General features: G+C 67.3%; 16 protein-coding genes. 7 read left to right on the top strand and 9 right to left on the bottom strand.

The features are described 5' to 3' along the window. Position 1 precedes the first annotated feature (1 nt). Complete coding sequence (locus tag ADBZ6K_RS24385; RefSeq protein WP_526351560.1) at positions 2-940, bottom strand: glutamate ABC transporter substrate-binding protein; 939 nt, start codon at positions 938-940, stop codon at positions 2-4. Next, a complete protein-coding gene (locus ADBZ6K_RS24380; RefSeq protein WP_526351558.1) occupies positions 940-2238 on the bottom strand; it encodes a GlnX family signal transduction membrane protein in 1299 nt (432 codons plus the stop codon). Before ADBZ6K_RS24380 ends, ADBZ6K_RS24385 begins: the two co-directional genes overlap by 1 nt. Before the next feature lie 309 nt (positions 2239-2547). On the opposite strand from ADBZ6K_RS24380, the gene ADBZ6K_RS24375 reads away from it, so the two are divergent. The 5 genes from ADBZ6K_RS24375 to frdD are packed head-to-tail and all read left to right on the top strand — an operon-like array spanning position 2548 to position 6076. Then, entirely contained in the window at positions 2548-2781 is a 234-nt protein-coding gene (locus ADBZ6K_RS24375; protein WP_526351556.1) for a hypothetical protein, read from the top strand. Between the two features lie 9 nt (positions 2782-2790). After that, positions 2791-4539, top strand: coding sequence for a fumarate reductase (quinol) flavoprotein subunit (gene frdA / locus ADBZ6K_RS24370; RefSeq protein WP_526351554.1), 1749 nt, complete (start codon positions 2791-2793; stop codon positions 4537-4539). 45 nt (positions 4540-4584) lie between these two features. Continuing rightward, positions 4585-5328, top strand: coding sequence for a succinate dehydrogenase/fumarate reductase iron-sulfur subunit (locus ADBZ6K_RS24365; protein ID WP_526351552.1), 744 nt, complete (start codon positions 4585-4587; stop codon positions 5326-5328). Beyond that, positions 5325-5717 (top strand): fumarate reductase subunit C, encoded by a 393-nt coding sequence (locus ADBZ6K_RS24360; protein WP_526351550.1) that lies wholly within the window; start codon positions 5325-5327, stop codon positions 5715-5717. The genes ADBZ6K_RS24365 and ADBZ6K_RS24360 overlap by 4 nt, the downstream gene beginning before the upstream one ends. Further along, positions 5714-6076 carry a fumarate reductase subunit FrdD gene (frdD, locus tag ADBZ6K_RS24355; protein WP_526351548.1) on the top strand — a complete coding sequence of 121 codons (363 nt, stop codon included), beginning with the start codon at positions 5714-5716 and terminating at the stop codon, positions 6074-6076. Before ADBZ6K_RS24360 ends, frdD begins: the two co-directional genes overlap by 4 nt. 48 nt (positions 6077-6124) lie before the next feature. Here the strand turns inward: frdD and ADBZ6K_RS24350 are convergent, their stop codons facing one another. The 3 genes from ADBZ6K_RS24350 to ADBZ6K_RS24340 form a co-directional block, all read right to left on the bottom strand. Continuing rightward, entirely contained in the window at positions 6125-6685 is a 561-nt protein-coding gene (locus ADBZ6K_RS24350) for a hypothetical protein (RefSeq protein WP_526351546.1), read from the bottom strand. Continuing rightward, positions 6682-7266 carry a hypothetical protein gene (locus tag ADBZ6K_RS24345; RefSeq protein WP_526351544.1) on the bottom strand — a complete coding sequence of 195 codons (585 nt, stop codon included), beginning with the start codon at positions 7264-7266 and terminating at the stop codon, positions 6682-6684. Before ADBZ6K_RS24345 ends, ADBZ6K_RS24350 begins: the two co-directional genes overlap by 4 nt. A gap of 280 nt (positions 7267-7546) precedes the next feature. Further along, on the bottom strand, positions 7547-8962 hold the full coding sequence (locus tag ADBZ6K_RS24340; RefSeq protein ID WP_526351542.1) for an amino acid permease: 1416 nt from the start codon (positions 8960-8962) through the stop codon (positions 7547-7549). 285 nt (positions 8963-9247) lie between these two features. Here ADBZ6K_RS24340 and ADBZ6K_RS24335 point away from each other — a divergent pair, with 285 nt between their 5' ends. Both ADBZ6K_RS24335 and ADBZ6K_RS24330 read left to right on the top strand, forming a co-directional pair. Continuing rightward, on the top strand, positions 9248-9538 hold the full coding sequence (locus ADBZ6K_RS24335) for a hypothetical protein (RefSeq protein ID WP_526351540.1): 291 nt from the start codon (positions 9248-9250) through the stop codon (positions 9536-9538). Positions 9539-9583: 45 nt separating this feature from the next. Then, the gene (locus tag ADBZ6K_RS24330) at positions 9584-11338 is read left to right on the top strand and encodes a fatty-acid--AMP ligase (protein ID WP_526351538.1); all 1755 of its coding nucleotides are present in this window, start codon (positions 9584-9586) and stop codon (positions 11336-11338) included. A 21-nt stretch (positions 11339-11359) separates the two neighbouring features. Here the strand turns inward: ADBZ6K_RS24330 and ADBZ6K_RS24325 are convergent, their stop codons facing one another. The 4 genes from ADBZ6K_RS24325 to ADBZ6K_RS24310 all read right to left on the bottom strand — a co-directional run. Next, positions 11360-12424 (bottom strand): hypothetical protein, encoded by a 1065-nt coding sequence (locus tag ADBZ6K_RS24325; RefSeq protein WP_526351536.1) that lies wholly within the window; start codon positions 12422-12424, stop codon positions 11360-11362. Next, the gene (locus tag ADBZ6K_RS24320; protein WP_526351534.1) at positions 12421-13452 is read right to left on the bottom strand and encodes a 3-oxoacyl-ACP synthase III family protein; all 1032 of its coding nucleotides are present in this window, start codon (positions 13450-13452) and stop codon (positions 12421-12423) included. Before ADBZ6K_RS24320 ends, ADBZ6K_RS24325 begins: the two co-directional genes overlap by 4 nt. After that, positions 13449-16199: an aminotransferase class III-fold pyridoxal phosphate-dependent enzyme gene (locus ADBZ6K_RS24315; RefSeq protein WP_526351532.1), complete on the bottom strand. Its 2751-nt coding sequence runs from the start codon at positions 16197-16199 to the stop codon at positions 13449-13451. Before ADBZ6K_RS24315 ends, ADBZ6K_RS24320 begins: the two co-directional genes overlap by 4 nt. Beyond that, positions 16196-25093: amino acid adenylation domain-containing protein (locus ADBZ6K_RS24310; protein WP_526351530.1), on the bottom strand; the 8898-nt coding region annotated here is incomplete at its 5' end. The genes ADBZ6K_RS24315 and ADBZ6K_RS24310, both read right to left, overlap by 4 nt.

Genomic DNA, 25093 nt, shown 5'->3' with positions numbered 1-25093 from the left:
GTCAGTCCCGGTACTTCGGTTCAGGCGGGTTGGGCGCAGGTCCGAGGACGGTCAGCCAGGTTTGGTATAGCGACAGCCATGTCCCGTCTCGACGCATCCGGTCCAGGCTGGCGTTGACCGCGCGGACCAGATCCTGCTGGTCCCGGTTGACACCGATTCCGTAGGGCTCGGGTTCCAGGCTGGGGCCGACGATGTGTAGGTTGGGATCCTGGACGGCGAGGCCCGCGAGGATGGAGTCGTCGGTGCTGGCCGCGTCGGCCTGGCCCTGCTGCAGCGCGACCAGGCAGTCGTCCCAGTTCGCGGCGCCCAACAGAGTTGCCGCGGGTGCGATCCGGCCGATCGTGGCCAGTGACGTGGTGTCCAGTTGTGCGCACACCCGCTTGCCCGCGAGATCGCCGGGACCCTGCACCGGCGAATCCTTGGGCACCAGCAGGCGCTGGCTGGCCTCGAAATAGACCGTCGAGAACGCGATCTCCTCGGCGCGGGCGCAGCTGATGGTCATCGCGTTGACCACGACGTCAACGGTCTGGTTCTTCAGCGAATCGAGGCGATCACCCGACGTCAGGAGCCGGAATTCGACCTTGTTCGGATCGCCGAGCAGATCCCTGGCGAGTTCGTGGGCGATGTCCACATCGAAGCCCTGCAACTCCCCCGAGGCGGGGTCGCGGAAGCTGAACAAGTTGGTGCTCTGGTCGAGGCCGACGATCAATCTGCCGCGCCTGCGAATCGCCTCGACCGCTGGGCCCGCATCGGTGGACGGTCGCAAACTCGCGGTGGCGTCACAGCTCTCGACGGGCGCGCCGAGCGCCGAGGGGTTCATCACCGTGCCGCTGGGCAGCGGCAGGGTGGTCCGCGACGGCGACACCTCGACCAACGGCTGCACGGTGGCGCAGCCGGCGAGCAGCGCCGCGGCAAGCAGGTGCAGGGCAGCGGCACGCATCAGTGGTACTCGCTCAATCGGGGTGCGATGCCAGCGGCGACGGCCAGTGCGGCGATCACGCCGAGCGCCGCCGCACCCGCAGGAAGCAGGTTCAGTGCGGTGTACGCGCGGGTGATCCCGTCGCGCTGCCGTTCACGCAGAACGGCGATTTCGTCACCCAACGCGGTATTGAGCGCGGTGAATTGGGCCGTCGAGTGCTCGGGGGCGTCGTCGCGGGCTATCGCGACGGCGCCGGCATAGTCGCCGCCGGTCAGCGTGTTCTTGAGTGTGTCGTGTGAGCGGATCCAGTGCTGCAGCGCCTCTTTCGCGCCGCCCACCGGGCGCTCGTCGAGCAGCCACCCGATCTGCGCCGTGCGCTCGCCGAATCGTATGTCGGAGTAGGGATCCGAGCCCCGGGAGAGCAGTCCGACGATCTCATCGGCGCGGGCCTGCTGGGCCAATATCCGCGCGGTCACCGCCGTGTCAAGCGGCTCGCCGCCGTGCGTCCGTGCGGCGGTGGCGGCGTGCGTCGACACCAGCCCTGCGACGATCAACCACACCACGAGAACCGCCATCAGCAGCGACGCGAGCAGCAGACCCGGGTTGAGGCGTCGACGGCTGCGCCGGGCCAGAAAGACCTGAGCGAGCACCAGCGACACGAACACCACTGCGGCGCAGGCGATCACCACGGGTGACAATCGGGTGGAGTCGCCGGCCGCCATGACGGTGTCGGACTGGCTCCGGTACAACCGTTCGGCGGTCGGCAGGAGGGAGCTCTGCATCAGAGAGGACGATTCGCTGAGATAGGTGACGCCGACGGGATGCCCGGCGCGGTTGTTGGCGCGGGCAGTCGCAAGCACCCCGGTGTAGAGCGCCAATTGGTTGGACAGATCGGTGAGCAGCGACAAAGAGTTGGCGTCGTTGGGCGCGACTCCGTTCGACGCCGTCACCAGGCCTGCGGATGCCTGTCCGATGGCGGCGTCATACCGTTCGCGGACTTCCTGCGGATCGATTCCACCGGCGAGGAACCCGTCGGCGGCGGTCGTGTTGGCGAAGGACAACGCACCGTAGATCCGTTGTGCGGCGTCGGCCAACGGCTCGGTGTGCGTCCGCAGGGTCTCCAGCCGCCCGCGCTGATCCGACACCGTCTTCGACGCCACCGCTCCGACGGCGAGCAGCGCGACCACCAGAACGACGGCGAGCAGCGCCAACCGGCCCGGGGTTGATCTGAGGAAGTCGTGAACAGGCCGCTCGGCTTCCTCCTGATCGACGAGGACGGACTCGTCGAGAGTGTGCGTCCTGGGTGAGCCACTGTGCACTCGACATCACCTCGTCGCAGTTGACCCCGGACAGTGACCGGGCTCCATCCAACGCGGATTGACCGCACGGTAGCCCATCGGCAACCCGCTGCGCGGGGAGTTGGCCCACTCGTTATCGGCTCGCGTCGGGGCTCCCCGCAGCCGCGCACCACGCAACACGGGGAGCGACGGCCGTTCGGTCCGGAAGTCACCCGTCGCCGGGGCCGTCTGACCGCCAACCGCATCCACACAATCGCCCGCGCGTGATCCGGTGCGCGCATATCCTGGTGTGATCTAGATCACTCGCCTGATCCTCGAGGAGGCGGGACCATGGCCGCGATCACAACGCACTTCACGAAGCAGAAGGCGCCCTGCGGGCACACGGCAGAAGGCGATCGCCACGTTGAGACCGACGACGACGGATTCGCCTATGACGATTTGACGTACTCCTGCGGCTGTCGTGAGAGCAGGCACATCTACCACGACGGATGCGTCCGCATCAGAACGATTCGGCACGACGGCAAAGTATTGACAGACGAGCACAGTGGCGATCACGAGGCGTGAGCCGCAGCCATGACGGCGACAACCAATGTCCACAATGTTGTGGTGATCGGCGGCGGCGGCGCAGGCCTACGCGCCGCGATCGCGGTTGCCGAGGCGAATCCCCGGCTGAGCGTGGCGATCGTGTCCAAGGTCTATCCGATGCGCAGCCACACCGTGTCGGCAGAAGGCGGGGCAGCCGCCGTAGCCGGTGCGGATGACAGTCCGGACGAGCATGCGTATGACACCATTTCGGGTGGCGACTGGCTATGCGACCAGGACGCGGTCGAGGCGTTCGTGGTCGAGGCCCCCCGGGAATTGTTGCAGCTCGAGCACTGGGGCTGCCCGTGGAGCCGCACGCCCGACGGGCACATCGCCGTTCGGGCATTCGGCGGAATGAAGAAGCTGCGCACCTGGTTTGCCGCCGACAAGACTGGATTTCACCTGCTGCACACGCTCTTTCAGCGTGTCCTCGCGTATCCGGATATCGTGCGCTACGACGAATGGTTCGCGACGACCTTGCTCGTCGAGGAAGGCAGGGTAGCCGGTCTGGTCGCCATCGAGCTGGCGACGGGGCGGATCGAGACGATCCTCGCGGATGCGGTGATCATCTGCACCGGTGGATGTGGGCGAGTGTTTCCGTTCACCACCAACGCCAGCATCAAGACCGGGGACGGAATGGCCCTCGCCTTCAGAGCGGGCGCACCGCTGAAGGATATGGAGTTCGTCCAGTACCACCCGACCGGACTGCCATTCACCGGAATCCTGATCACCGAGGCGACTCGGGCGGAGGGTGGCTGGTTGCTCAACAAGGACGGCTACCGCTATCTGCAGGATTACGATCTCGGCGAGCCAACGCCGGAGCCGAAGCTGCGCAGCATGGAACTCGGACCCCGGGACCGGCTTTCGCAAGCTTTCGTGCACGAGCAGGAAAAGGGGCGCACGGTCGACACCCCATACGGGCCCGTCGTCTACCTCGACCTGCGCCACCTCGGCGCCGATCTGATCGACGCACGGCTGCCATTCGTGCGCGAACTCTGCCGCGACTACCAGCACATCGACCCCGTTACCGAACTGGTCCCGGTGCGACCCGTCGTGCACTACATGATGGGTGGAGTGCACACCGATATCGATGGCGCCACAACGATTCCCGGGCTCTACGCCGCCGGCGAGGCAGCATGTGTGAGCATCAACGGCGCAAACCGGTTGGGGTCGAACTCACTGCCCGAGCTCCTGGTTTACGGAGCCCGCGCCGGCCGTGCCGCGGCGGAGCACGCGACGGCGGTTCGCGGCTCTTCAGCGGCGGCGCAGGCCCAGGCGAGGACCGAGGCGCGGCGGCTGGAACACGAACTGGCTCGCCGCGCCGAGGGCGGTGAACGGCTGGCGGACATCCGCCGCGATATGCAGGCCACGTTGGAAGGCGCCGCCGGAATCTACCGCGACGGACCCAGCCTGACCAATGCCGTCGACCAGATCCGGTCCCTCCAGGAAAGATTCGCGAAGGCGGGCATCGACGACCACAGCCGTACCTTCAACACCGAGCTGACGGCGTTGCTCGAACTGTCCGGCATGCTCGACGTTGCACAGGCGATCGTCGAATCCGCTTTGCACCGAGAAGAATCCCGTGGCGCGCACCAGCGAACCGATTTTCCCAAGCGCGATGACGAGCGCTTCCTGGCGCACACATTGGTCCATCGAGAGCCCGACGGGACGACGCGGATCGCCCACCACCCCGTCACGATCACGCGCTGGCCTCCGGGCGAGCGTGTGTACGGCAGATAAGGGGAAGCAGATGAGGGCGAGCGAAGCGACGGGAGAAACATAGCGATGGCGGACCGAATCGTCATGGAGGTTTCCAGGTATCGGCCGGAGATCGAGATTGTCCCTGTGCTGGAGTCATATGAAGTCCCCGTCAACCGCGAATGGGCGGTCCTGGACGGTCTGAACTACATCAAGGATCAACTCGATGGAACGCTGAGCTTCCGTTGGTCCTGCCGAATGGGCATCTGCGGAAGCTGCGGGATGACGGTCAACGGCGATCCCAAACTGGCGTGTGCGACGTTCCTCGCCGACTACCTGCCCGGGCCGGTACGAGTAGAGCCGATGCGGAACTTCCCGGTGATCCGTGACCTCATCGTCGACATCAGCGACTTCATGGCCAAGCTGCCGACCGTCAAACCATGGATCATCCGTGCGGACGAGCGTTCCATCGAGGATGGTGAATATCTCCAAACGCCAGCAGAATTGGAGGAGTTCAAGCAGTTCAGCATGTGCATCAACTGCATGCTGTGTTATTCGGCGTGCCCGGTGTACGCGCTGGACCCGCACTTCCTCGGTCCGGCGGCGATCGCACTCGGACAGCGTTACAACCTGGACTCGCGCGACGAAGGCGCTGCCGAGCGGAGGGACGTACTTGCCGCGGCCGACGGCGCGTGGGCGTGTACCTTCGTCGGCGAATGCTCGACGGCCTGCCCGAAGGGAGTCGATCCCGCCGGCGCGATACAGCGCTATAAGTTGACCGCGGCAACACGTTCGGTGAAGGATCTGCTACTCCCCCGGGGTGCACGATGACCCCGCCGACCCGCACGTATCGTCAGCCGGTCAGCAGGTACTGGTGGGCCAAGCGGCGGTCTTACCTGCTGTTCATGCTCCGTGAAATCAGCTGCGTCTTCGTCGCCTGGTTTACTGGGTACCTGTTGTTGCTGGTGCACGCGATCGGCTCCGGACCGGAGTCCTACGCACGATTCCTCGCCTGGAGTGCCAATCCCCTCGTCCTTTCGGTGAACGTCATCGCACTCGTTTTCCTTCTGCTGCACGCGGTTACCTGGCTCAACCTGACGCCGCGTGCGCTTGTGCTCCACGTTGGGGGGCGCCGCGTTCGGCCCCTGGTGGTGCTTGCCGGGCACTACGCGGCCTGGCTCATCGTCTCGGCCGTCGTCGCGTGGGTGGTCGTGTCATGACCAGATCGTCGCCTCGCCGATCGGCTGAGCCCTTCGTCTGGCTGCTGTTCAGCGCCGGGGGCATGGCGGCAGCGGTGGTGCTGCCCATCCTGGCGCTCCTGTTCGGAGTGGCCTTTCCGCTGGGGATGCTCGATGCGCCGGACCACGCGCACCTATTGACGGTCGTGCGGAATCCGCTGACCAAACTTGTGCTTCTGGGCGTCTGCGTGCTTGCCCTGTTTCATTGGGCGCATCGCTTCCGATTCACCATCGAGCACGGGCTGCAACTGGGCCGGTTCGACCGTGTGATCGCCCTGTGCTGTTACGGCGCAGCAATATTGGGATCCGTGATAGCGGCTTGGGTGTTGCTCACGGCGTGACGCTCCGTTACCACGGATCCCCTTCGGGTCCAGTCTGGTTGCTTCGCCTCAGACTGCGAGCAACCGCTGAAAGAACTCGCGATAGCGCTTCAGCGCCAGCCGGAGGTCCTCAGTCGATGCCTCCTCACCCCGAGACCACTGCCCCTCCAGCTGGGAACGTGTCTGCGAGAACCCCGCGCTGAGCCGGTCGACAACCTCGGTCACCAGCGTGTCCGCCCGCTCAACACACGTTCTCGGGTCATCGACGAAAGCGGACTGGACATCGTCCCAGCGGTACCGGAATTCCGATAGCTCTCCAGCGGCGAACAGCGATTCGTCGGCTGCCGGGGCGGTCGCGGATCGTGAGGCGCCGGATTCTGCGCGCGCCGAAGGGGTGTCAGGGATCGCCACCGGTTCGACAGCGGGCGTTCCCCGGTCCGAAGCCTCGGCTGCGCTGGGAGTTTCGTTCGTCAGCGTCAGGCCTTCGTTCGTCGGCAACCGGCCTTCGTTCGTCTGCGACGGAACAGTCCCGGCTGGCGTTGGCGAGTCGGTCCTCGTCTCGGGGTCGGTCCACGTCTCGGGGTCACCTGTCGCCGCAACAGCCTCACGCCGTTCATGCTGGGTGGTCATGCTCGTGCCTCCTCTGAGGTGTTCTTCTTCTTGTCAGGGTCTGGCTGGATCATCTTTTCGAACAATGCTCGGTAGTGGACGAATGCGCGACGCTGCTCCTCGGTATCGATGTCACGCTCCTGCTGCGCAAGGTAAATGCCATGTGCGCCGCGGTAGTTCTCGACCACATCGGGATGGTCGACCGAGATGTCGGCGGCACGTTGATCGAAGTCGTCAACCGGGTAGCCGCGCTCACGCATGACCTCGGTGACCAACCTTTCGGCCTCCCCCACCGCGCTCGGCGGGTTATCGACGAAAGCCGCCTGAACCATCCGCCACCTCTCGGCGTACATCTGTCCGGCCCGCGCCGACAACGGGACGATGTCGAGCTTCTTTCGGTCGCGCTCGCGTGCGGTGAGCTCGGCTTCCGCGGCTTGTTGCTCACCGGCCTCGCGCACCGTGCGCTCGTACTCGGGACCAAAGTGGTCCTTCAATCGCTGTGTCTTCCTGCGCTGCAGCGCCGAGCGGCCGAAGACCGTCGCCACCACCACCAATGCGATCACCACGATCGCCGCGATCAGCACCCATCCCCAAACTGGCATTTCTCAGACCTCCTGCTCTCCGACGAGGGATACCCACCCCGCGCTCTCGAAAACGTCAGAGAGTGGTCCTGTCGTGAGCCGTCTCGCCGCCGCGAACCGCGGCGTGGGCGTTTGGCATGACCCCGCTGTTCTTGTCCATGACGGGGTTTTCAACGGCGACAACAACACTGGCGACGGCGTTGCGGGCTGGTGCCCGCCGGCCGACAGCCGGAGGGAAGGCTCAGGACGGCGAGGGAACGCTCAGGAAGGCTAGGGAAGGCTCACGGGATTACCAGAGCAATCACACCCCGCCGTGTTTGACGTGCGGGACGGGTGTGCCCTCTTCGGCGAGCGTCTCCTCCTCGATCTTCATTGTGAGCGGCCTGCGGAAACCACCGGTGACGTAGCCGAGCACGATGATGCCGATCGCGAGCCAGATGGTTCCATACAGGAGGGCATCGAAGTGGAGGTTCGCCCACAGCACACCGGTGAGGCACATTCCGACAAACGGCAGCACGATGTTTCTGAAGATCTCTCTGGGGGTGCGCCGCTGATTATTGCGGTACGCGTAGAAGACGATGACGGTCAGGTTCACGACGGTGAACGCGATGAGGGCGCCGAAGTTGATCAACGCCGAGATTTGTTCGAGCGTGAACTGGACGGCCAGCAGCGACACGGCGCCGACGATGAGGACGGCGTGTGTCGGTGTCAGGAACCTCGGGTGGATGAAGGACAGGAACCGGGCGAAGCCCCCCTTGCCGTTGCGGGCCATGACGTAGATCATCCTGGACACGCTGGCATGCGACGAGAGGCTCGATGCAACTATGGCGGCGAAGGCGGCCGAGACGAACAACGCCTTGAACAACTCACCGCCCACCTTGAGCGCCATCTCGGGAAGCGTGTCGTCGGTGACCTCGAAGCCATCGAGAGTCGGGAAGACGGCTTGGCTGAACCACGCCGCGACGAAGAAGATCGCGCCGCCGATGAGCAGGGCGAGGACGATCGCCTTCGGCACGGCATCCGGCGACTTGGCCTCCTCGCTGTACATCGTGATCGCGTCGAACCCGATGAACGAGAAGCACACCACGGTGGCGCCCGCCACCACGGCCGACATGTGAACGCCCTCGTGGTACAGCGGGTTCATCGTGAAGACCGTGCCCTCGCCCATGCCATTCCGCAGCGCGAGCCACGCCTGGACGACGAACGCAGCGATGAGCACAACCTGGAACACCACGAGGAACCCGTTGATCGTGGACGTTCCCTTCATGCTGAAGAAATTGAGCGCGCTGATCCCCGCGACGTACACCACGACGAACACCCACGACGGGACGTTCGGGAGATACGACTCGAAGTAGATCCGGCCGATGACCGCGTTGACCATCGGAAGCAGCAGATAGTCGAGCAGCGACGACCACCCGACGAGGAACCCGAAGTTCGGATGAATCGTCTCGGACGCGTAGGTATACGCCGATCCCGCCGAGGGGTAGACACGCGTCATCCGGCCGTAGCTGATCGCGGTGAACACCATCGCGACCAGTGCGACGAGATAGCCGAGGGGCACCACCGCGTTCGTCTCACCCGAGACGATGCCGAACGTGTCGAACACCGTCATGGGGGTCATGTAGCCGAGACCCAGGCCGACGATGGCCCACATCCCCAGCTGGCGGGAAAGGTGTGGCCTCGAGGCCTGCGTGGCTGGTTGGGCGCTCTGAGTCACGGTGAACCACCCTCCAAACGACCCTGCGGTCGCGCCGGGCCGAGGTCGGCGGTCCGCTCGGCGGGTGTCGAACGATATAGCGGGCCGGCTTTGATTCACCAGACGGGCGACCTGGGGATTGGCTGTGAGCACGGCGGTCGGTCGGCGTCGCCAGGTCTCCGCGTATCAGCAGGATCGGCGAAAGAGGCTGCTTCTCAGCCATTTTCGCCAGGTCGGAGGCGACGTGGGCATTGTCGCGCGGCAGCCGGGCTGGACTTCAGCGCGGCCGCCGTCAACGCCATCGGTGTGCATTTCACCGTCACGGCCGACCCGCACCTCGCGGTGCCCGATCTGACCCTGAGCCCCTCGCACACCATCGATTTCGTGCACGTCCTGGTTCCCGTCGACGCCGCTGTCACGGGATTGGAAACCAGAGTGACACTGACCGTCGACACCGCCGGCGGTCAGCACGTCATCACCCTCGACCACGATGTCATCGACGAACCCACACTGATCGTCACCAGGTGTACAGGGCAATGCCGGCGGCGTCGACGTCTGGGGTTGTCGAACCGGGGTTTGTCGGTGGATCGAGGCTGAACTCGGTATATTGGTCCGGGCGTCCGCTGGGAGAGGAATTTGCCGATGGTTGAGTCTTCAATTCTCGTCGCCCTGCGCGAGCGTGCGAATGTGCAGCCCAATCATACGGCGTTTACCTTCATCGATTACGAAAAAGATTGGGAAGGTGTTTCCGAAAGCCTGACGTGGGCACAGTTATATCGACGCTCGCTGGACCTGGCAACGCACCTCGAAAGCCGCGGTGCGACGGGCGACCGGGCGGTGATATTGGCGCCGCAGGGTCTCGACTACATCGTTGCCTTCCTGGGAGCACTGGATGCGGGCTTCACCGCGGTTCCACTTTCCGTCCCCTGGGTTGGTATTCACGATGAGCGAGTCACGGCGGTGCTGCGGGATGCGTCGCCGTCGGCAATTCTCACGACATCCGCTGTCGTCGAGAACATCTTGCCCTATGCTCAACCGTCCGAAGGCAATCCAGCGCCGTCGATCGTGGAAGTCGATTCGCTCGGCCCGGCCCCCTCCACCAACGGGTCCGGCGCCCGGCGACCCGGCCCGGCGGACATCGCGTATCTGCAGTACACATCCGGCTCGACCCGCGCGCCGACCGGGGTCATGGTCTCGAATAGCAATCTGTCGACCAATTGGGAACAGATCCTCTCCGGCATTGCTCCCGATAATCGGATGCCGGCATCGACTGTGTCGTGGCTGCCGTTTTATCACGACATGGGATTGATGATGGGTTTCTTCGCCGGAATTTTGGGTGGATGGCCGACTGTGATCATGGATCCGGTGTCGTTTCTCCAGCGCCCAGCCCGATGGATGCAATTGCTGGCACGCAATCCGCAGGTTTTCTCGGCTGGGCCGAATTTCGCTTTCGAACTGACGGCGGCACGAACTTTTGACGCCGATATGGCCGGGTTGGACCTCGGGGACGTGGCGTACATCATGAGCGGGGCAGAGCGGGTCAGCCCGACCACGATCGGCCGCTTCACACGGCGGTTCGCACGCTTCAATTTCCCCGAGTCGGTGATACGGCCCGCATATGGGCTTGCGGAGGCGACATTGTTCGTGGCGGCCGGCGGTTCGGGCCGACCGGACGATTTCGTCCACTTCGACCGCGACGAACTGTCGGCCGGCCGCGCGCTGCGAACCGATTCCGGTACGCCTTTGGTGGGTTACGGTACGGCGCAAAGTCCTGTCGTACGGATCGTCGATCCCGGGACGGCGACTGAGAATCCGGCGGGAACAGTCGGTGAGATCTGGGTGCGCGGCGACAACGTCAGTTCAGGCTATTGGCGCAGACCAGTCGAGACGGAGCAGACCTTCGGGGCAACCATAGCCACCCCGTCGCCAGGCACACCCGAAGATCGTTGGCTGCGAACCGGAGACCTCGGTTTCGTCTCCGAAGGCGAGCTGTTCGTCGTTGGCCGCCTCAAGGACATCTTGATCGTGCGCGGCCGTAACCACTATCCCGACGACATCGAGGCAACCGTCCAGGAGATATCAGGAAGCCGAGCCGCGGCCATCGCTGTGATGGGTGAATCGACGGAAAAGCTGGTTGTGATCGTCGAGTTCAAGAAGCGAGGCGAATCCGAGGGAGAAGCGGCCGAGAAGCTGCGCACCATCAAGGACAAAGTCGCCTCGGCCGTATCGAATTCGCACGGCCTGCGGGCCGAGGACGTCGTGCTGGTGGCCCCGGGCTCGATTCCGATCACCACAAGCGGCAAAGTCAGGCGAGCAACCTGCGTCCAGCTCTATCAAAGCGATGGGTTCCGACGCCTGGGCGACGTGACGCAGGTGAAAACGTCACCGTCCCAATAGAAGTGCGATTCCAGCTCCGGGTCAGCGGAACAGCAAGCTCCAGGTGCGAGGCGGATCGAGCCGAGGGGCGTCACGCGGGAAGAGCGCCACCACCCAATCCTTACCGGGCAACGGCAGGAAGCCGGCAGCCAGGAACGTCCGCGCCGGGGTCATCGAGCTGCGTTGGGCCATCAGCAGGGGGACGCCCTCGGCCCGCAGCTGCCGGCACAGTCCGCCCAGCGCACCCGCCGCCGCGACCGGCCCGAGTCCGGGAGCGCACCACAGGTCGAGCACCCGGGCGTCGATGAGGGACCGGCCCATGAAGCCGATCCGCGCCAGGGAGGCGAAGGCGTCCACGCGCCCGCCGCCGCCGAGCACGAAGGTCTGCACCGCCTCCCCCTGAAGCTGACGCGCCAGCCGCTCCAAGGGCCAGGTCAGCGACCAATCGAAGCTGCTCGTTGTCGCCTCGAGCAGCTGGGCGCAGCGGGGCAGATCCTCAGGCACGAAGGGACGCCACGCCGATGCGCTCCCCACGGACGCCGCAAGCAGCGGTCCGAACGCGCTGGCGCCGAGCCGCTCGTACTGCTCCAGCCCGCCCTGGGCCACAGCGGACGGATCGAGCACCTTCGCCCAGTAGCCGAAGCGGAACAGGAACTGCAGGGTGCCAGGGTTGGCCCGCGCGTAGCTGGTCCACATCCGGTTGGCGATGGCCTCCTCGTCACCGATGACGATGGCCAGCGACATCGCCAGCCCGGCGGCTTCGTGCCGCCGGTCGAGTTCCTCGACGAGCCGCAGGGTCAGGCCCTCGGCACGGGCCTCGGGCGCCACCGAGCACCACCCGGCCAGTCCGATGGGCCAGGTCCGTCCCTGCGCGCGCAGCCAGGCCGGCACGCTGCAGAAGGAACCGACCAGCCGGTCACCGGCATATCCGGCGGCATGCAGATTCGCGTCCTGCGGCGGTAGCTGCCAGCGGCAAAAGCCCTTGTCCCACACCGGATACCACATCGACCCCCGGTAGGCGTCGCTCCAGACACGCGCGGAAAGTTCTGCGACCTCGGAGCCGTCTCCGATCAGGTCGCCGACGACGATGCCGTTCATTCCGGTCACCAGCGAAACACCGCCGATCCCCACGACAGTCCGGCACCGAAACCACACAGCAGGACGATGTCGCCCGGGCGGATCCGCTCGTCGTCCAGCGCCGACCGCAACGCGATCGGGATCGACGCCGAGACGGTGTTCCCGGTGTCGGCGAGGCTACGGACGACGCGGGCGGGGTCCAGGCCGAGGCAGGACGTGAGGAGATCGAGGACCATCGCGCTGGCCTGGTGGAAGACAAACCACCCGACGTCGGGCAGCGCAAGGCCGGCGCGGGCGAGGACGGCGTTGATCGATTCGGGGACGCGGACTCCGGCGAAGGTCAGGATCTCCTGTCCGTCCATCACGATCTGGGCGTCGGAGCGAACGTTGCCGCTGGCGTCGGTCGTTTCGCGTGAACGGATCTCGTCGGTGACGGGTAACCGCGCGCCGCCCGCGGGCACGATGAACGAGGCGACCCCGCCGCCGTCGGTGCCGCAGTCGAATGCGCCGGTACCCCGGGTCGCGTCGCAGCTCCGGGTCAGCCACGTGGCAGCACCGGCATCCCCGAACAAGACGCTGGTGGCCCGGTCCCGCGGATTGATGAGGGTGGAGTACGCGTCCGCGGTGACGATGAGCGCGTCGGTGCCTGCGCCGGCGCGCATCAGCGCATCGACGACGCGCAGCGCGTATACGAAGGCCGAGCACGCATGCGGAACGTCGAAGGCCATCACCCGGCCGGGAAGCGACAGTCGTCCGTGCAGCACGCACGAATTCGGCGGCAGCGGATGATCCGGCGTCTGGGTGCAGAACACCAGAATGTCGATGCGGTCGGCCAGTTCAGGGTGCGCGCCGAACAGGGCGCGGCAGGCCTGTTCACCGAGGTCGAGCGCGGTCTGGCCGGCCGCCACGATATGCCGCTGTCCGACGCCGGTGCGCCGGGCCAACAGGGCGGCCGTCGCCGGCGGCAGGTCGGCCAGCAGTTCCGCGTTCGGCACCGCGCGCTCCGGGAGCGCGACCGCGATGTCGCCGATCACGGCTCCGCCCAGTGGTGGCGTCATGGGGCCATAGCTCCCTCCGGTGCTGTGCTGACGGCGAATCCGTATTCCAGCGCCGCGTGACCGAGAGCGTTGACAGTCGCGGGATCGAGACGGCCGCACAGATGTGGGCTGCGCATCCCCGACAACGCCAGCACGATCGTCTCACTCGCACAGGCGACGACCGTCTCCCCATCGGCGTCGCCGGCGAGGGCGCCGAGCACTGCGTCGCCGGGCGCACGCAGTACCCCGCCACGAATCACCGTGACGTCGGGCCGGCCCGACGTGACAGCGGGGTCAACGTTGTAGGGCCTGGACACATCCACGACGAGTGCGTCGGTTTCCAGATGGTCGGCGGTCACGATGACGTCGGGAGTGTTGGTCGCGGTGAGGACGATCGAGGCGCGGCGCACTTCCTCTGCCTGGTATGCCGCCGTGGTGATGAGCTGTGCCGGGGAATCGGCGGCCAGCATGCGGGCGGCCAGCGTGCCAACGGGGTAGGCGACGCCGGCGGCCGCCCGGTCGGCGACATGTCGGGCGCAGTCCTGCGCGACCGACGCCAGCCGTGCGACTGCGGACGCCGTCGCATTCGGTCGCCCCAGCAACGTCACGTCACCTACCCGCTCCACGCACGCCAGGCTCAGCGCGTGGCCGATGGCGCCTGTGGCACCGACGATCGCCACCCGCGACGACCGCAGGTCGCGATCGTTGTCACGGCAGAACTGCTCCACGGCGGCCACCGCCGCCCACGCGGTCAGGCTGTTGCCGCTGGTCACGGCGACACCTTCGGGGGCCCGAACCGCCAGCCCGCCGTCGGCGACGATCGAGGTGAAGCCCCCCAGACCGACCACCTTCGCGCCCCGGCGAGCCGCCAGATCGACTGAGCGCTGCACCAGGTCGACGGCGTCCCGGCCGGTCATGGCGAGCAGTTCCGCCGCGGTCACCGGGACCATGATCAGCTCGCCGAAAGCCGCCGCGCCGTCGCCGCCGACAACGAGCTGCCCCACCGGGATTGGCTCGCCGAACTCCGCCACGCGGCCCACGAGATCATCGAGCTCCTCGTCGGTGAACGCGCCGAGGCTGTCGTCCGCATAGCGGATGTCGGCGCGGACCAGCAGGTGCACCACGAACGCGAATCGAGCCGTCCGACCTGGGTGTGGACGGCGGCGGGGGGCATCGACCAGTGCCGTCGCACCGGACTCCGACGCCCCGACGAGATGCCCCAGCAGGTGGTAGGCGTCGCCTACCCGCAGGATGGTGCACAGCCGTCGCAACGCGGCGACCAGGTCGTCGCACATGGCGTCGTCGACCACCAGGGGTGGTTGGACACGCAGCACGCATTCCCCCCCGACCGCCCCCGCAATCCTGATCTGCTCGACGTTGAGCAGGTAGCTCGTCACCAGCTGCAGCAGCATCCCCGCCTCGTGCAGACAGGCCAGCAACCCGCACTGCCTGCGGACCAACCCGTCCAGGTCCAGTTCGACGCCGAGCATGAGACCGCGGCCCCGGACGTCGGCGATGACATCGCCGAATTCGCCCTGCAGACTTGCCAATCCGGCGAACAGTCGTGCGCCGCGCCGCTTCACGTCCCCGATGAGGCGTCCGCCGTCTCCGGTCAGCATGTCGACTGCGGCGAGGCCGACCCGGCACGCGAGCGCGTTGCCTGCGAAGGTCGAGCTGTGCCGCAGGTCGAATACGTCGGGGTATGCCGCAGCGGTCGACACACAAGCGCCGATGGGCATGATGCCGCCGCCGAGAGCCTTCGCCACGACGAGGACGTCGGGATGGACGTCCTCGTATTCGCAGGCGAACATGTCGCCGGTGCGGCCGAGCCCGGTCTGCACCTCGTCGACGATGAGCAGGACGCCGTGGCTGCGGCACAGGGCGTGGGCCTGCGCGAGATAACCCGGCGGGGCGACGTGGATACCGCCTTCGCCCTGAATCGGCTCGACCACCAACGCCGCGTAGAAGTCGGGACTGCCTGTCAGCACCTGCTCCAGCGCGCGCAGATCTCCGAACGGAACGAAGTCGAATCCCGGCACCGGCGCCCCGAAATCCTTCCGGTAGAACGGTCGCCCGGTCGCGGACAGCCCGCCGAGCGTCAGCCCGTGGAAGGCGTCGCGCGTGGACAGGATGCCCCGGCGACGCGTGCTCGACCGTGCCAGCTTGAGCGCGACCTCGACGGCCTCCGCGCCGCTGTTGGCGAGGATGACGTGTTCGAGACCCCTGGGGACGATGGCGAGCAATGCTTCGGCGAGTTCCCCAGCGGCGGGAAGTACCGACATCGCAGCGAGATTGGGTTCACCACCGGCGCGAGTCGCGTCGACCGCCGCCCATATCGGCGCCGGGTCATGACCGAATGGCACGGCTCCGTACTGGGCGATGAAGTCGGCATACCGGCGACCCTGTTCGTCGTAGAGGTAGCAGCCCCCACCGCGAACGAACGTTTTGTCGATCCCGAGCCGGTTCAGCACGAAACCCCGAAACGGTGCGACGTGGCGCAGGTAAGGATCGAGACTCGCCTGCGCGGTGCGCCGGACCACTCGCCCGAACTCAGCCCCCGTGATCGGAAGCGTGCGGTCCTCGGGCTCGGCGGATGCCTGTGGTGATGCGGTGAGGAGGGCGATGAGCTCGGGTTTGTAGTGTGCGAGTTGCTCGACGTCCGACGGGTCGAGCGCCCCGCTGCGCGCTCGGTAGCGCAGTCGTGTCCCGTCCACCCATAGCTCGACGCCCTTGGCACGCAGGCGCCCTGCCAGTTCCGCCGCGCTCACAATTCCCCCTCCTCCCAGCCCGATTCGGACGGCGGCACGCCGACAGGCACGCTGTCCGACTCGGTGTCAGACTCCACATCGACGGGGCCACCGACGAGCGAGTGCAGCAGTCGCTGACCCGGCTGCAGGTCGAACGAGCCGGCGATCGCCTCGAAGTCCAGCCACCCGATCGGGCACGTCCGCAGTCCGTACCGCGGCGCGGCGACCTCGAGGATGTGCCCCATCGCCCCGGCCTCGAGCACGCAGAACCGTTGTGCGAGTGAGCCATAGACCGGCTCACAGGCCTGCGGTGCGTCGACGAAGAACACCGCGAACGTCGCCGACGCGTAGACCGGCTGGTTGACGAACGGGTCATACACGTGGGCGCCGATCTCGGCGCCGATCGCGACCGGAACCAGGGTGTGCAGGCGCGGATGGTGGTAGTAGATGCCCGCCGCGCACCCGTCGACGGCGCCGGGCTTGAGGTGGACGTAGGTCTGAACCGGGTACAGACCGCCCGCCGAACCGAAGGCGTGCTTACGTTCGCCGACGGGGCGGCTGCTCGCCAGATGGGCCAGCCACGCGCCGATCGTGGCGAGCGGGACAGGGTGTGCGGCGAAGCGCCGGGTGGCGCGGCGCGCGGCGAAGGCTGCCGCGGGATTTGCTGCGGGACCCTCTTGAGGCAATGTCCGCAACAACGCGATCGACTGCCGTCCCTGTGCGGTATCGCGGATACCGTGCTCCGCTCGCTTGAACGCCTCGCGTTCGTCCGGATCGATGACGGTCGGCAGCGCGATATCCCCAGACACCGATACAGGCACCGACACGGGGGCAGCGACCTGGGCCGTCGACCTGGCCTGGATCATTCGGGCGAGAGCCGCCACGGTGGGTTCGCGGAAGAATTCCTGATACGACGGTCGCATCCCGAAGCGGGACTCGATCTGCCCCACCACGCCGACGACGTCGACCGAACTCACGCCGAGATCGGTCAGGTCGGCGTCGGGTGGCGGAGGGTCGCACTGCATCGTCTCGGCGATGAGCTGGGACAGTTCCGCGACCAGCGACGCGGACGACACGGACGCCCCAGACGATTCTGCGGCGACGGTCGCCGAACCGGTCGCCACGACAGGGTCGGGCAGCTTGTCGCGGTCGATCTTGCCGTTGGCGGTGAGTGGCAGCTCGGGCACGATCTGCACGGTCGGCACCATGTAGCCGGGCAGCCGCGCCCGCAGGTAGTCCACCAGGACATCGGTGGAAACAGGCTCCCCGGATTCGGGCCCGGACAGGACCGTCCATGCGACCAGCCGCACACTGCCCGTCGGTGACGGGCGGACTGCTGCGACGCACTGTCGCACCGCGCCATGCCGTTCGAGCACGGCCTCGATCTCACCGAGTTCTATCCGGTGGCCGCGGATCTTGACCTGGGTGTCGCTGCGACCGAGGAACTCGATGGTCCCGTCACCGCGATAGCGGCCGCGGTCACCGGTGCGGTAGAGCCGCTCCCCCAGCCCAGGGTGGACGGCGAAGCTGGTCGCGCTGCGGTCCGGATCCGCCCAGTAGCCACGGGCCAGGCCGGCGCCGGCGATGTACAGGTCTCCGGGAACGTGATCGGGTTGTGCCCGGCCGTCCTTGTCGAGCACATGCCAACGCTGGTTGGCCAGTGGGCGTCCATACGGAATCGACCGCCACTTGCGGTCGACTGCGCCGATGCGGTGATAGATGGACCAGATCGACGCCTCGGTCGCTCCGCCGAGACTGACGACGTCGACGGCGCCGAACAGGTGACGGATCCGGTCGGGCAGCGTCAGCGGTATCCAGTCACCGCTCAACCAGCACTGCCGCAGCGGGACACCGGGCGGCTCACTCGACTGCTCGAGGTGGGCGATCAAGACCTCCATCAGTGCTGGCACCGAATTCCACAGCGTCACTTGCTCGTTCGTCATCACGGCATGCCAATGGGCGGGGTCGGGGTTGGCCGACCGGTCCGGCAGCACCACGGTGCCGCCCGCGGCGAGCGTTCCGAAGATGTCGAACACCGACAGGTCGAAAGCGAACGACGAGATCGCCAACACCCGGTCGCTGGCATGGACGTCGAAGCGCTCGATCATGTCGGCGATCGTGTTGTGGGCCGCGGCGTGCTCGACGGCCACGCCCTTGGGCGCGCCGGTGGAACCCGAGGTGAAGATCACGTAGGCGAGATCGGACGGCCGCGCGCCGTCTCGGTCACGATTCGCCGGCGCATCGTCTACCGCCGGGTACACCGCCGTGTCGATGTCGACGCAGGCGATCCCGTCCGGCGGGCGCGTTCCGGCGCCGGACTGCACCACGACGCAAGTGGCCCCGCTGCGCCTCACGACGTCGAGCCGGCGCAACGCCGGCCAATCCGGGTCGATCGGCACGTACGCGGCGCCGGCCTTGCTCACCGCGATCGCCGCTTCGACCTGACGATCGTTGTCCTGCACCATGATCGCGACGAGTTCACCGGGTGCCGCGCCGTGCCCACGCAGCGCTGCCGCGAGCCGGTCGGTCCGTTCATCGAGCTCGGCGTACGTCCACCGCCTGGCCGACGTGGTCACCGCCACCGCATTCGGGGCGGTACGAGCGTGGTTCACGAACGGCTGATGCAGCAGCGCCGGCTCGATCACCTGGGTCGTCGCGTTGGCCGTTCGCCGCCGCTGCAGCTGCGCCGCCGGCACGACGTCGCTGGGCTGATCCCACGCCTCGTCGTATGCGAGCCCGCGCAATGCCTCCAGGTGGGCTTCGGCGAGGCCGGCGAGCACGCCGTCGGCGCATCGCCCGTCCCGGTCGTGCCAGATCGTCGACACCCCGCGGGTGTCGTCATACTCGACCGAACAGGACAGCTCGGCCCAATCCACCGCGGCCAACGCGCCGGCCTCCGGCCCCAGTTTCCCGACCGCGATCGCGACGGGCAGCGCGACACCGGCTCCGCAGGCCGGGACATGGTCACGGCGCAGCACGAACTGCACCTCCTGGGCGTCGTAGCCCCGCTGCGCGGCCGTTGCCTGCCATCGGCCGATCCACTCCGCGATCGACGGCACCCGTCGGTCTGCAGCGACGAGACGCCACGGCGAGCGCGCGCGAGCCGTCGGGCGCGAGTGCGACGTGCCGGAGCCGGACAGGCTGATGGCAAGAGCAAACTGTGGTGTGTCGCTCCAGCGAGCGACGGTGTATCCGGCGGCGATCGCCAGGCACGCCGCGGCATCGACGCCGCGGTGCTCCGCGGCGGCACGGACGGCGAGCCACTCCTGCGCGCCCAGCGACGTTCGTACGGTGGCGGCGGGACCGGAACCCGCAGGCAACGTGGGCATTACACCGAGGGGGATGCGGTCCGTGTTCGGGACGGGGTCGAGCCAGACTTCACCGTCGGCCAGCTGGTGCACCAGCGCGAGGTGCGCGTCGCACAACGCGGCGCCGAATCCGTCGGGGAACGCGCCTTCCACCGCATCCCAGTGAAACGCGACGCTGCCATCCGGCATCGGGGCGACCTGATGATCCAGCAGTACCTGCGGCGTCCGGCTCAGCCCGAAACTCAGCGCACCGGGGAATGACTTTGCTTCGGACGCGAAGCGGTGCTGGAGCAGGTTGGTCAGCACCACGGGTGCGCCGGGATCCAGTGAATTTCCGTGCAGCCGGCCGAGGTCACGCAGCACCCGCGCACCGCTGTGGTCGATGTGGGCCAGCGCAACCATGACCTCTCTGGCCAGCTGTGCCGCACGACTCGCGAAGGTGCCTTCGCTCGCATCGGCCGGGACCAGAATGTTCGACGTGTAGTTGCCGTGCGGCACTTGGCCGTCCGCGGGGCGGACGGCGGGAAGCAACACGGGGAGGTTCAGCAGGAATCGCTGGTTCGTACTGTGCCGGGCGATCGTCTCCGAGAACGCGGCGTTGAGCGTCGCCGCCAGGCTCAGCCGATGCTCGGCCGCCACGGCAGCCAGCCGCGCCGCGAGCTCTGCGCTGATCTGGGACCGGTGCCGCACGAACATGGGCGGCGTCAACTCCGACAGGGGCGCCTGCAGCGGCAGATCCGGGGCGGGCGGCAGTTCCGGGATGCGGGTGGCCCACCAGGCCGCCGCGGCCCTGTGCGCATCGGTCGCGCCCGCGGCTGCGAGCTGGATGTCGCGAAAGCTCAGCCGGGTCGCCGGCGGCGGCCCGCCGGCGTAGCGCCGGCTGAACTCGGTGAGCACGCCGTAGACCGCCGCCGCGTCGGTGCCGATGAGGTCGAACTCCGCGTGCAGCCGGGCACCATCGGGCAGGAGGGCCAGTCGCAGATCCCACAGCGGCCAGCTGGCCGGATCGTGGACGCGCCCAGTCATTTCCGACCGCCAGGATGCGCGAATCGCGTCTGCGGCGTCGCTCGTCTCGTGGCGCAGGTCGGCGATCGCGATCGGGCAGTCGTCGGGCATCGGGAGAATCCGCTGGTGCTGCGCGTCGAGAATCACCAGGCGCAGGATGTCCTCGGCGCGCACGACGTCACGCCAGCACTCGATGAACCGGTCGGGGTCGACGGGCGGCAGGTCGAACTCGGAGTAGGTGTGGCTGCCGATCCCGCCCAGCGGAATCTCGGGGTCGCGGCCGAACAGGTACGCGCGTTGCAGATCACTGATGGGAAACGGGTCGTTGCGCCGGTCGGGGTCGGCGACCACCACGCGGCTTGCCGGCTCGAAATACCCTTCTTCGGTGATGGTTTCGAGACTGCCGCCGTGTTCTGGCGTCCCCACGACGGGCTCGTCGAGCCGTGCCGGGCCCAGCGGGAAGGATGTGGCGGTGGACGCTTTCACCTTGAGTTGACCGCAGAGGTACTCGGCGAGGGCGGTGGGGTCGGAGTGGTCGAAGATCAGGGTGGCCGGTAGTTGTATCCCGGTGCTTTGGATCAGTCGGTTGCGTAGTTCCAGTGCACTCAGGGAATCCAGTCCGATCTCGGTGAACGCACGATCGGGGTGCACGGCGTCACCGGAAGGCAGGCTCAGTACGGCCGCGACATGACTGCGCACTTCCGCGAGAAGCACGGTATCCCACTCGGATTCGGCCAGCGTGGCCAACCGCCGCTGCATCGAGCCGCCCCGGCTGGGTCGCCCGGCGGGTATGGATACCAGTCTGCGCAACGGCGCGGGTAGCACTCCCGCGCGTACCTGCGCGCGCAGCGCAGCGATATCGAGCCCGGCGGGTACGAGGACCGGTTCGGATCGGGTGGTGGCCAGGTCGAACAGGTCCAGGCCCGCCGCTGCGGACAGCGGGGCAAAACCCATCCGTGCTATCCGCGCGCGGTCGACGTGTTCTAGAGCGTCGGCCATCCCGCCGACCTCACCCCACAGTCCCCACGCCAACGAGATCGCAGACAGTCCCCGCCGACTCCGGTGTTGTGCCAGCGCGTCGAGGAAGACGTTGGCCGCGGCGTAGTTGGCCTGCCCCGGGCTGCCCAGCACTCCGGCGGCTGAGGAGAACAACACGAATGCCGACAGATCCATCTCGGCGGTGAGTTCATGCAGATGCCAGGCAGCGTCGATCTTGGGCCGCAACACCTGTTCGATTCGATCGTGGTCAAGGGATTCCAGCACCCCATCGCTGAGAACCCCCGCCGTGTGGATCACCACACCCAACGGATGGTCCTCGGGAAGAGCGTCCAACACCGTGCTCAGCTGCGCGCGGTCAGCAACATCGCAGGCCGCAAAACGCACCGTACACCCGCGCTGGGCCAACTCGGCGCGTAGCTGCTCGGCGCCCTCGGCTCGATCGCCGCGACGACTGACCAACAGCAACTGGGTGCACTTGTGCTCGACAGCCAGATGACGGGCGACCACCATACCCAGGCCCCCGGTGCCACCCGTGATCAACACCGTGGCTTCAGGATCGACCACCAGCCCGCCCCGCTCGAACGGGTGGGATGGGGTCGGGACCCGGGCCAGCCGGGGCCCGAGAAGGACTCCCTCGCGCAGGGCCACCTGCGGCTCATCACCCAAAGTCACAGCAGTAAGCAACATTTCGCCTGAAGCCGGGGTGTCGTCGCGATCGACGAGGAGAAACCGGCCAGGGTGTTCGGAGGCGGCACTGCGCACCAACCCGACAATCGGCGCCGCGCCCAGGTCAACGTCATCACCCTCACGCGCCGCCAGGATCCCCCGCGCCACCAACACCAACCGACTCCCAGCCAAGACCTCTGATGCCAGCCAGGCCTGTAACAACCCCAACGTCTCATATATCCCAGCGCGCGCAGCAGACAGCGGATCGCCGCCGACCGGCACGGGAGCCGCCACACACACCACCTCGGGAACGGGCACTCCTCCATCGACGGCGGCGACCAAAGCAGCCAGATCGGGGTAATACGAGGGCGCCCCGGCCGTTTCACCGTGGTCCGCTACCCCCGTACCGATCCAGGCCACGGTGTCGGGATCGGGAGCGGGTGCGGTGATGGGCACCCACTGGACGTGGTAAAGCCACCGGGAGCGTGCCGAGACACCGAACTGGGCAACGTCGACAAGTCGGGTGGTCAACCCATCGACCCGGAGGACCGGGGTAGCGCTCTCATCGACGGCATACAGCTGGATCCCCGCACCATCGGCGACCCGTAGCCGTACCCGCAGCGAGGCGGCACCCGAGGCGCCCAGCGCCACCCCGTTCCAGGCGAACGGCAACGGCAGCCGACCGTCGGCCGGCGCCGCACCGACCACATCGACCAACACCGCGTGCAACGCCGCATCCAACAGCGCCGGATGGATCGCGAAACGCATCGCCTCGCCGAGTTGATCCGTGTCCAGTGCGACTTCGGCGAAGACGTCCTCGCCCCGGCGCCATACCCCCCGCAGGCTCTGAAACGCCGGACCGTACTGAAAACCCACCCCTGCCAGTCGGTCGTAGAGCCCGTCGATCTCCACCACCGACGCTTCCGCCGGCGGCCACGCCCCCGACACCAACTCCGAATAACACTCACCGCCGAGACCGCCGGCCAGATCAGCGCCCAGTACGCCACTGCAGTGGCGAGCCCATTCGGTTGGTGCACCATTGCTTTTCGGGGCACGGGATTCGGGGCGCGAGTAGATACCGAACCGACAGCGGCCGTCCTCGTCAGCGACACCGAGCAGCAGCTGCACCTGCACCACCGCACGGTCGGACAGCACCAACGGGGCCTCCAACAGCAACTCCGCGAGCCCCTCGACACCGGCCTGTGCGCCCGCGGCCAGCGCCATCTCCACCAGCGCCGCCCCCGGAACCAACACCACACCCAACACAGCGTGGTCGGTCAGCCACGGCTGAGTCCCGACCGACAATCGGCCCGTGAACAGCCACCCCTGCCCGTCACCCATCGGCACGCCCGCACCCAAGATCGGATGCACCATGCCGGCCTGCCCTGCCGCAGCCAGCTCACCCCCACCCAAATCCAACCAAAACCGCTGCCGCTCAAACGCATACGTCGGCAATTCCACCCGCCGACAGTCCGGCCCAAACACGGCCGGCCAATCCACGCTCTGCCCGGCGACGAACATCTGCCCCAACGCGGCCAGCGCCGATGCGGATTCGGGGCGGTCCTTCCTCAGCAGCGGCGCGGCAACGAAGTCCGCCGAGCTCAACGAATGCTCGATCGAGGCGGTCAAACCCGCACTGGGACCCGCTTCGATGAATCGGGTGGCCCCCAATGCTTCCACCAGTCGCACGCTGTCCGCGAAACGGACCGGTCGGCGGATATGGTCCATCCAGTACCGGGGCGATCCGTAATCGGGCCCGGCCGGCTCGCCCGTCACATTCGAGATCACCGGCATCTGAGCCTCGCGGACCGAAATACCCGCGGCGACACGGCCGAACTCCTCGAGCATCGGCTCCATCAACGCGGAATGAAACGCATGCGACACCGTCAACCGGTGCACCCGGCGACCCTGCTGAGCCAACCGGCCGGTGACGGTGCTCAGCGCCGCCTCCTCCCCGGAGAGCACCACCGATTCCGGCCCGTTGATCGCAGCGATCTCCACCCCGTCGATCAGCAGCGGCCCCACGTCTTGTTCACCGGCCGCTACTGCCGCCATCGCTCCGCTCGCCGGCAACGCCTGCATCAACCGGCCCCGGGCAGTCACCAACAACGCCGCATCCGCCAGCGTCAACACCCCGGCCACATGCGCAGCCGACAACTCGCCCACCGAATGGCCCATCACGAAGTCTGGGCGAACACCCCAGTGCTGCAACACCGTAGACAACGCCACCTCGATGGCGAACAACGCGGGCTGCGCGAACTCGGTGCTTTCGAGCAGACCCTCGTCGCTGCCCCACAACACCTCCCGCAACGGCAACCGCAGGTGCCGATCCAGCTCGCGGGCCACCATGTCGAACGCCTCGGCGAACACCGGGCAGTCGTCCATGAGCTGCGCGCCCATTCCCAGCCACTGTGAACCCTGGCCGGGGAAAACCAACACCGTCTTCCCTGCGAGCTGGGTTCGACCCATAACGACCCCGGGGCCGGGCCGACCCCCGGCCACTCCTGCCAGCCCGCTCGTCAGCGCGTCGCGATCGGCGCCGAGCACCACCGCCCGATGCTCGAAAGCCGACCGAGTAGTCGACAGCGACCACCCGACATCCGCCACCCCGACATCGGGGTGTTCGGCCACCCACGTCGCCAACCGGCGCGCCTGCCCGGCCAGCGCCTGCACCGACTTCGCCGAGATCACCCACGGCACCACCGGCAACCCGTCACCGGCGGGCCCATCGGTGAGGGTGGGCGCGTCGGTGGGTGCTGGGGGTTGTTCGAGGATCACGTGGGCGTTGGTGCCGCTGATGCCGAACGAGGACACCCCGGCGCGGCGTGGGCGTCCGTGTCGGGTGGGCCAGTCCCGGGTTTCGGTGAGCAGTGACACCGCGCCGGCCGACCAGTCCACATGCGGGCTGGGCGCATCCACATGCAGGGTTTTGGGCAT

The sequence above is a fragment of the Mycobacterium sp. genome (assembly GCF_044223235.1).
In the GTDB taxonomy this organism is placed as follows: Bacteria; Actinomycetota; Actinomycetes; order Mycobacteriales; family Mycobacteriaceae; genus Mycobacterium.
Note: the sequence above shows the minus strand (reverse complement) of the source record. Positions and strands in the feature narration are given on the sequence as shown.

Bases quoted from the DNA above. Each gene is read 5' to 3' on its own strand.
- frdA (WP_526351554.1), top strand. From the start codon at position 2,791: ATGACGGCGACAACCAATGTCCACAATGTTGTGGTGATCGGCGGCGGC.
- ADBZ6K_RS24385 (WP_526351560.1), bottom strand. From the start codon at position 940: ATGCGTGCCGCTGCCCTGCACCTGCTTGCCGCGGCGCTGCTCGCCGGC.
- frdD (WP_526351548.1), top strand. From the start codon at position 5,714: ATGACCAGATCGTCGCCTCGCCGATCGGCTGAGCCCTTCGTCTGGCTG.
- ADBZ6K_RS24330 (WP_526351538.1), top strand. From the start codon at position 9,584: ATGGTTGAGTCTTCAATTCTCGTCGCCCTGCGCGAGCGTGCGAATGTG.
- ADBZ6K_RS24365 (WP_526351552.1), top strand. From the start codon at position 4,585: ATGGCGGACCGAATCGTCATGGAGGTTTCCAGGTATCGGCCGGAGATC.
- ADBZ6K_RS24375 (WP_526351556.1), top strand. From the start codon at position 2,548: ATGGCCGCGATCACAACGCACTTCACGAAGCAGAAGGCGCCCTGCGGG.
- ADBZ6K_RS24350 (WP_526351546.1), bottom strand. From the start codon at position 6,685: ATGACCACCCAGCATGAACGGCGTGAGGCTGTTGCGGCGACAGGTGAC.
- ADBZ6K_RS24320 (WP_526351534.1), bottom strand. From the start codon at position 13,452: ATGACGCCACCACTGGGCGGAGCCGTGATCGGCGACATCGCGGTCGCG.
- ADBZ6K_RS24345 (WP_526351544.1), bottom strand. From the start codon at position 7,266: ATGCCAGTTTGGGGATGGGTGCTGATCGCGGCGATCGTGGTGATCGCA.
- ADBZ6K_RS24360 (WP_526351550.1), top strand. From the start codon at position 5,325: ATGACCCCGCCGACCCGCACGTATCGTCAGCCGGTCAGCAGGTACTGG.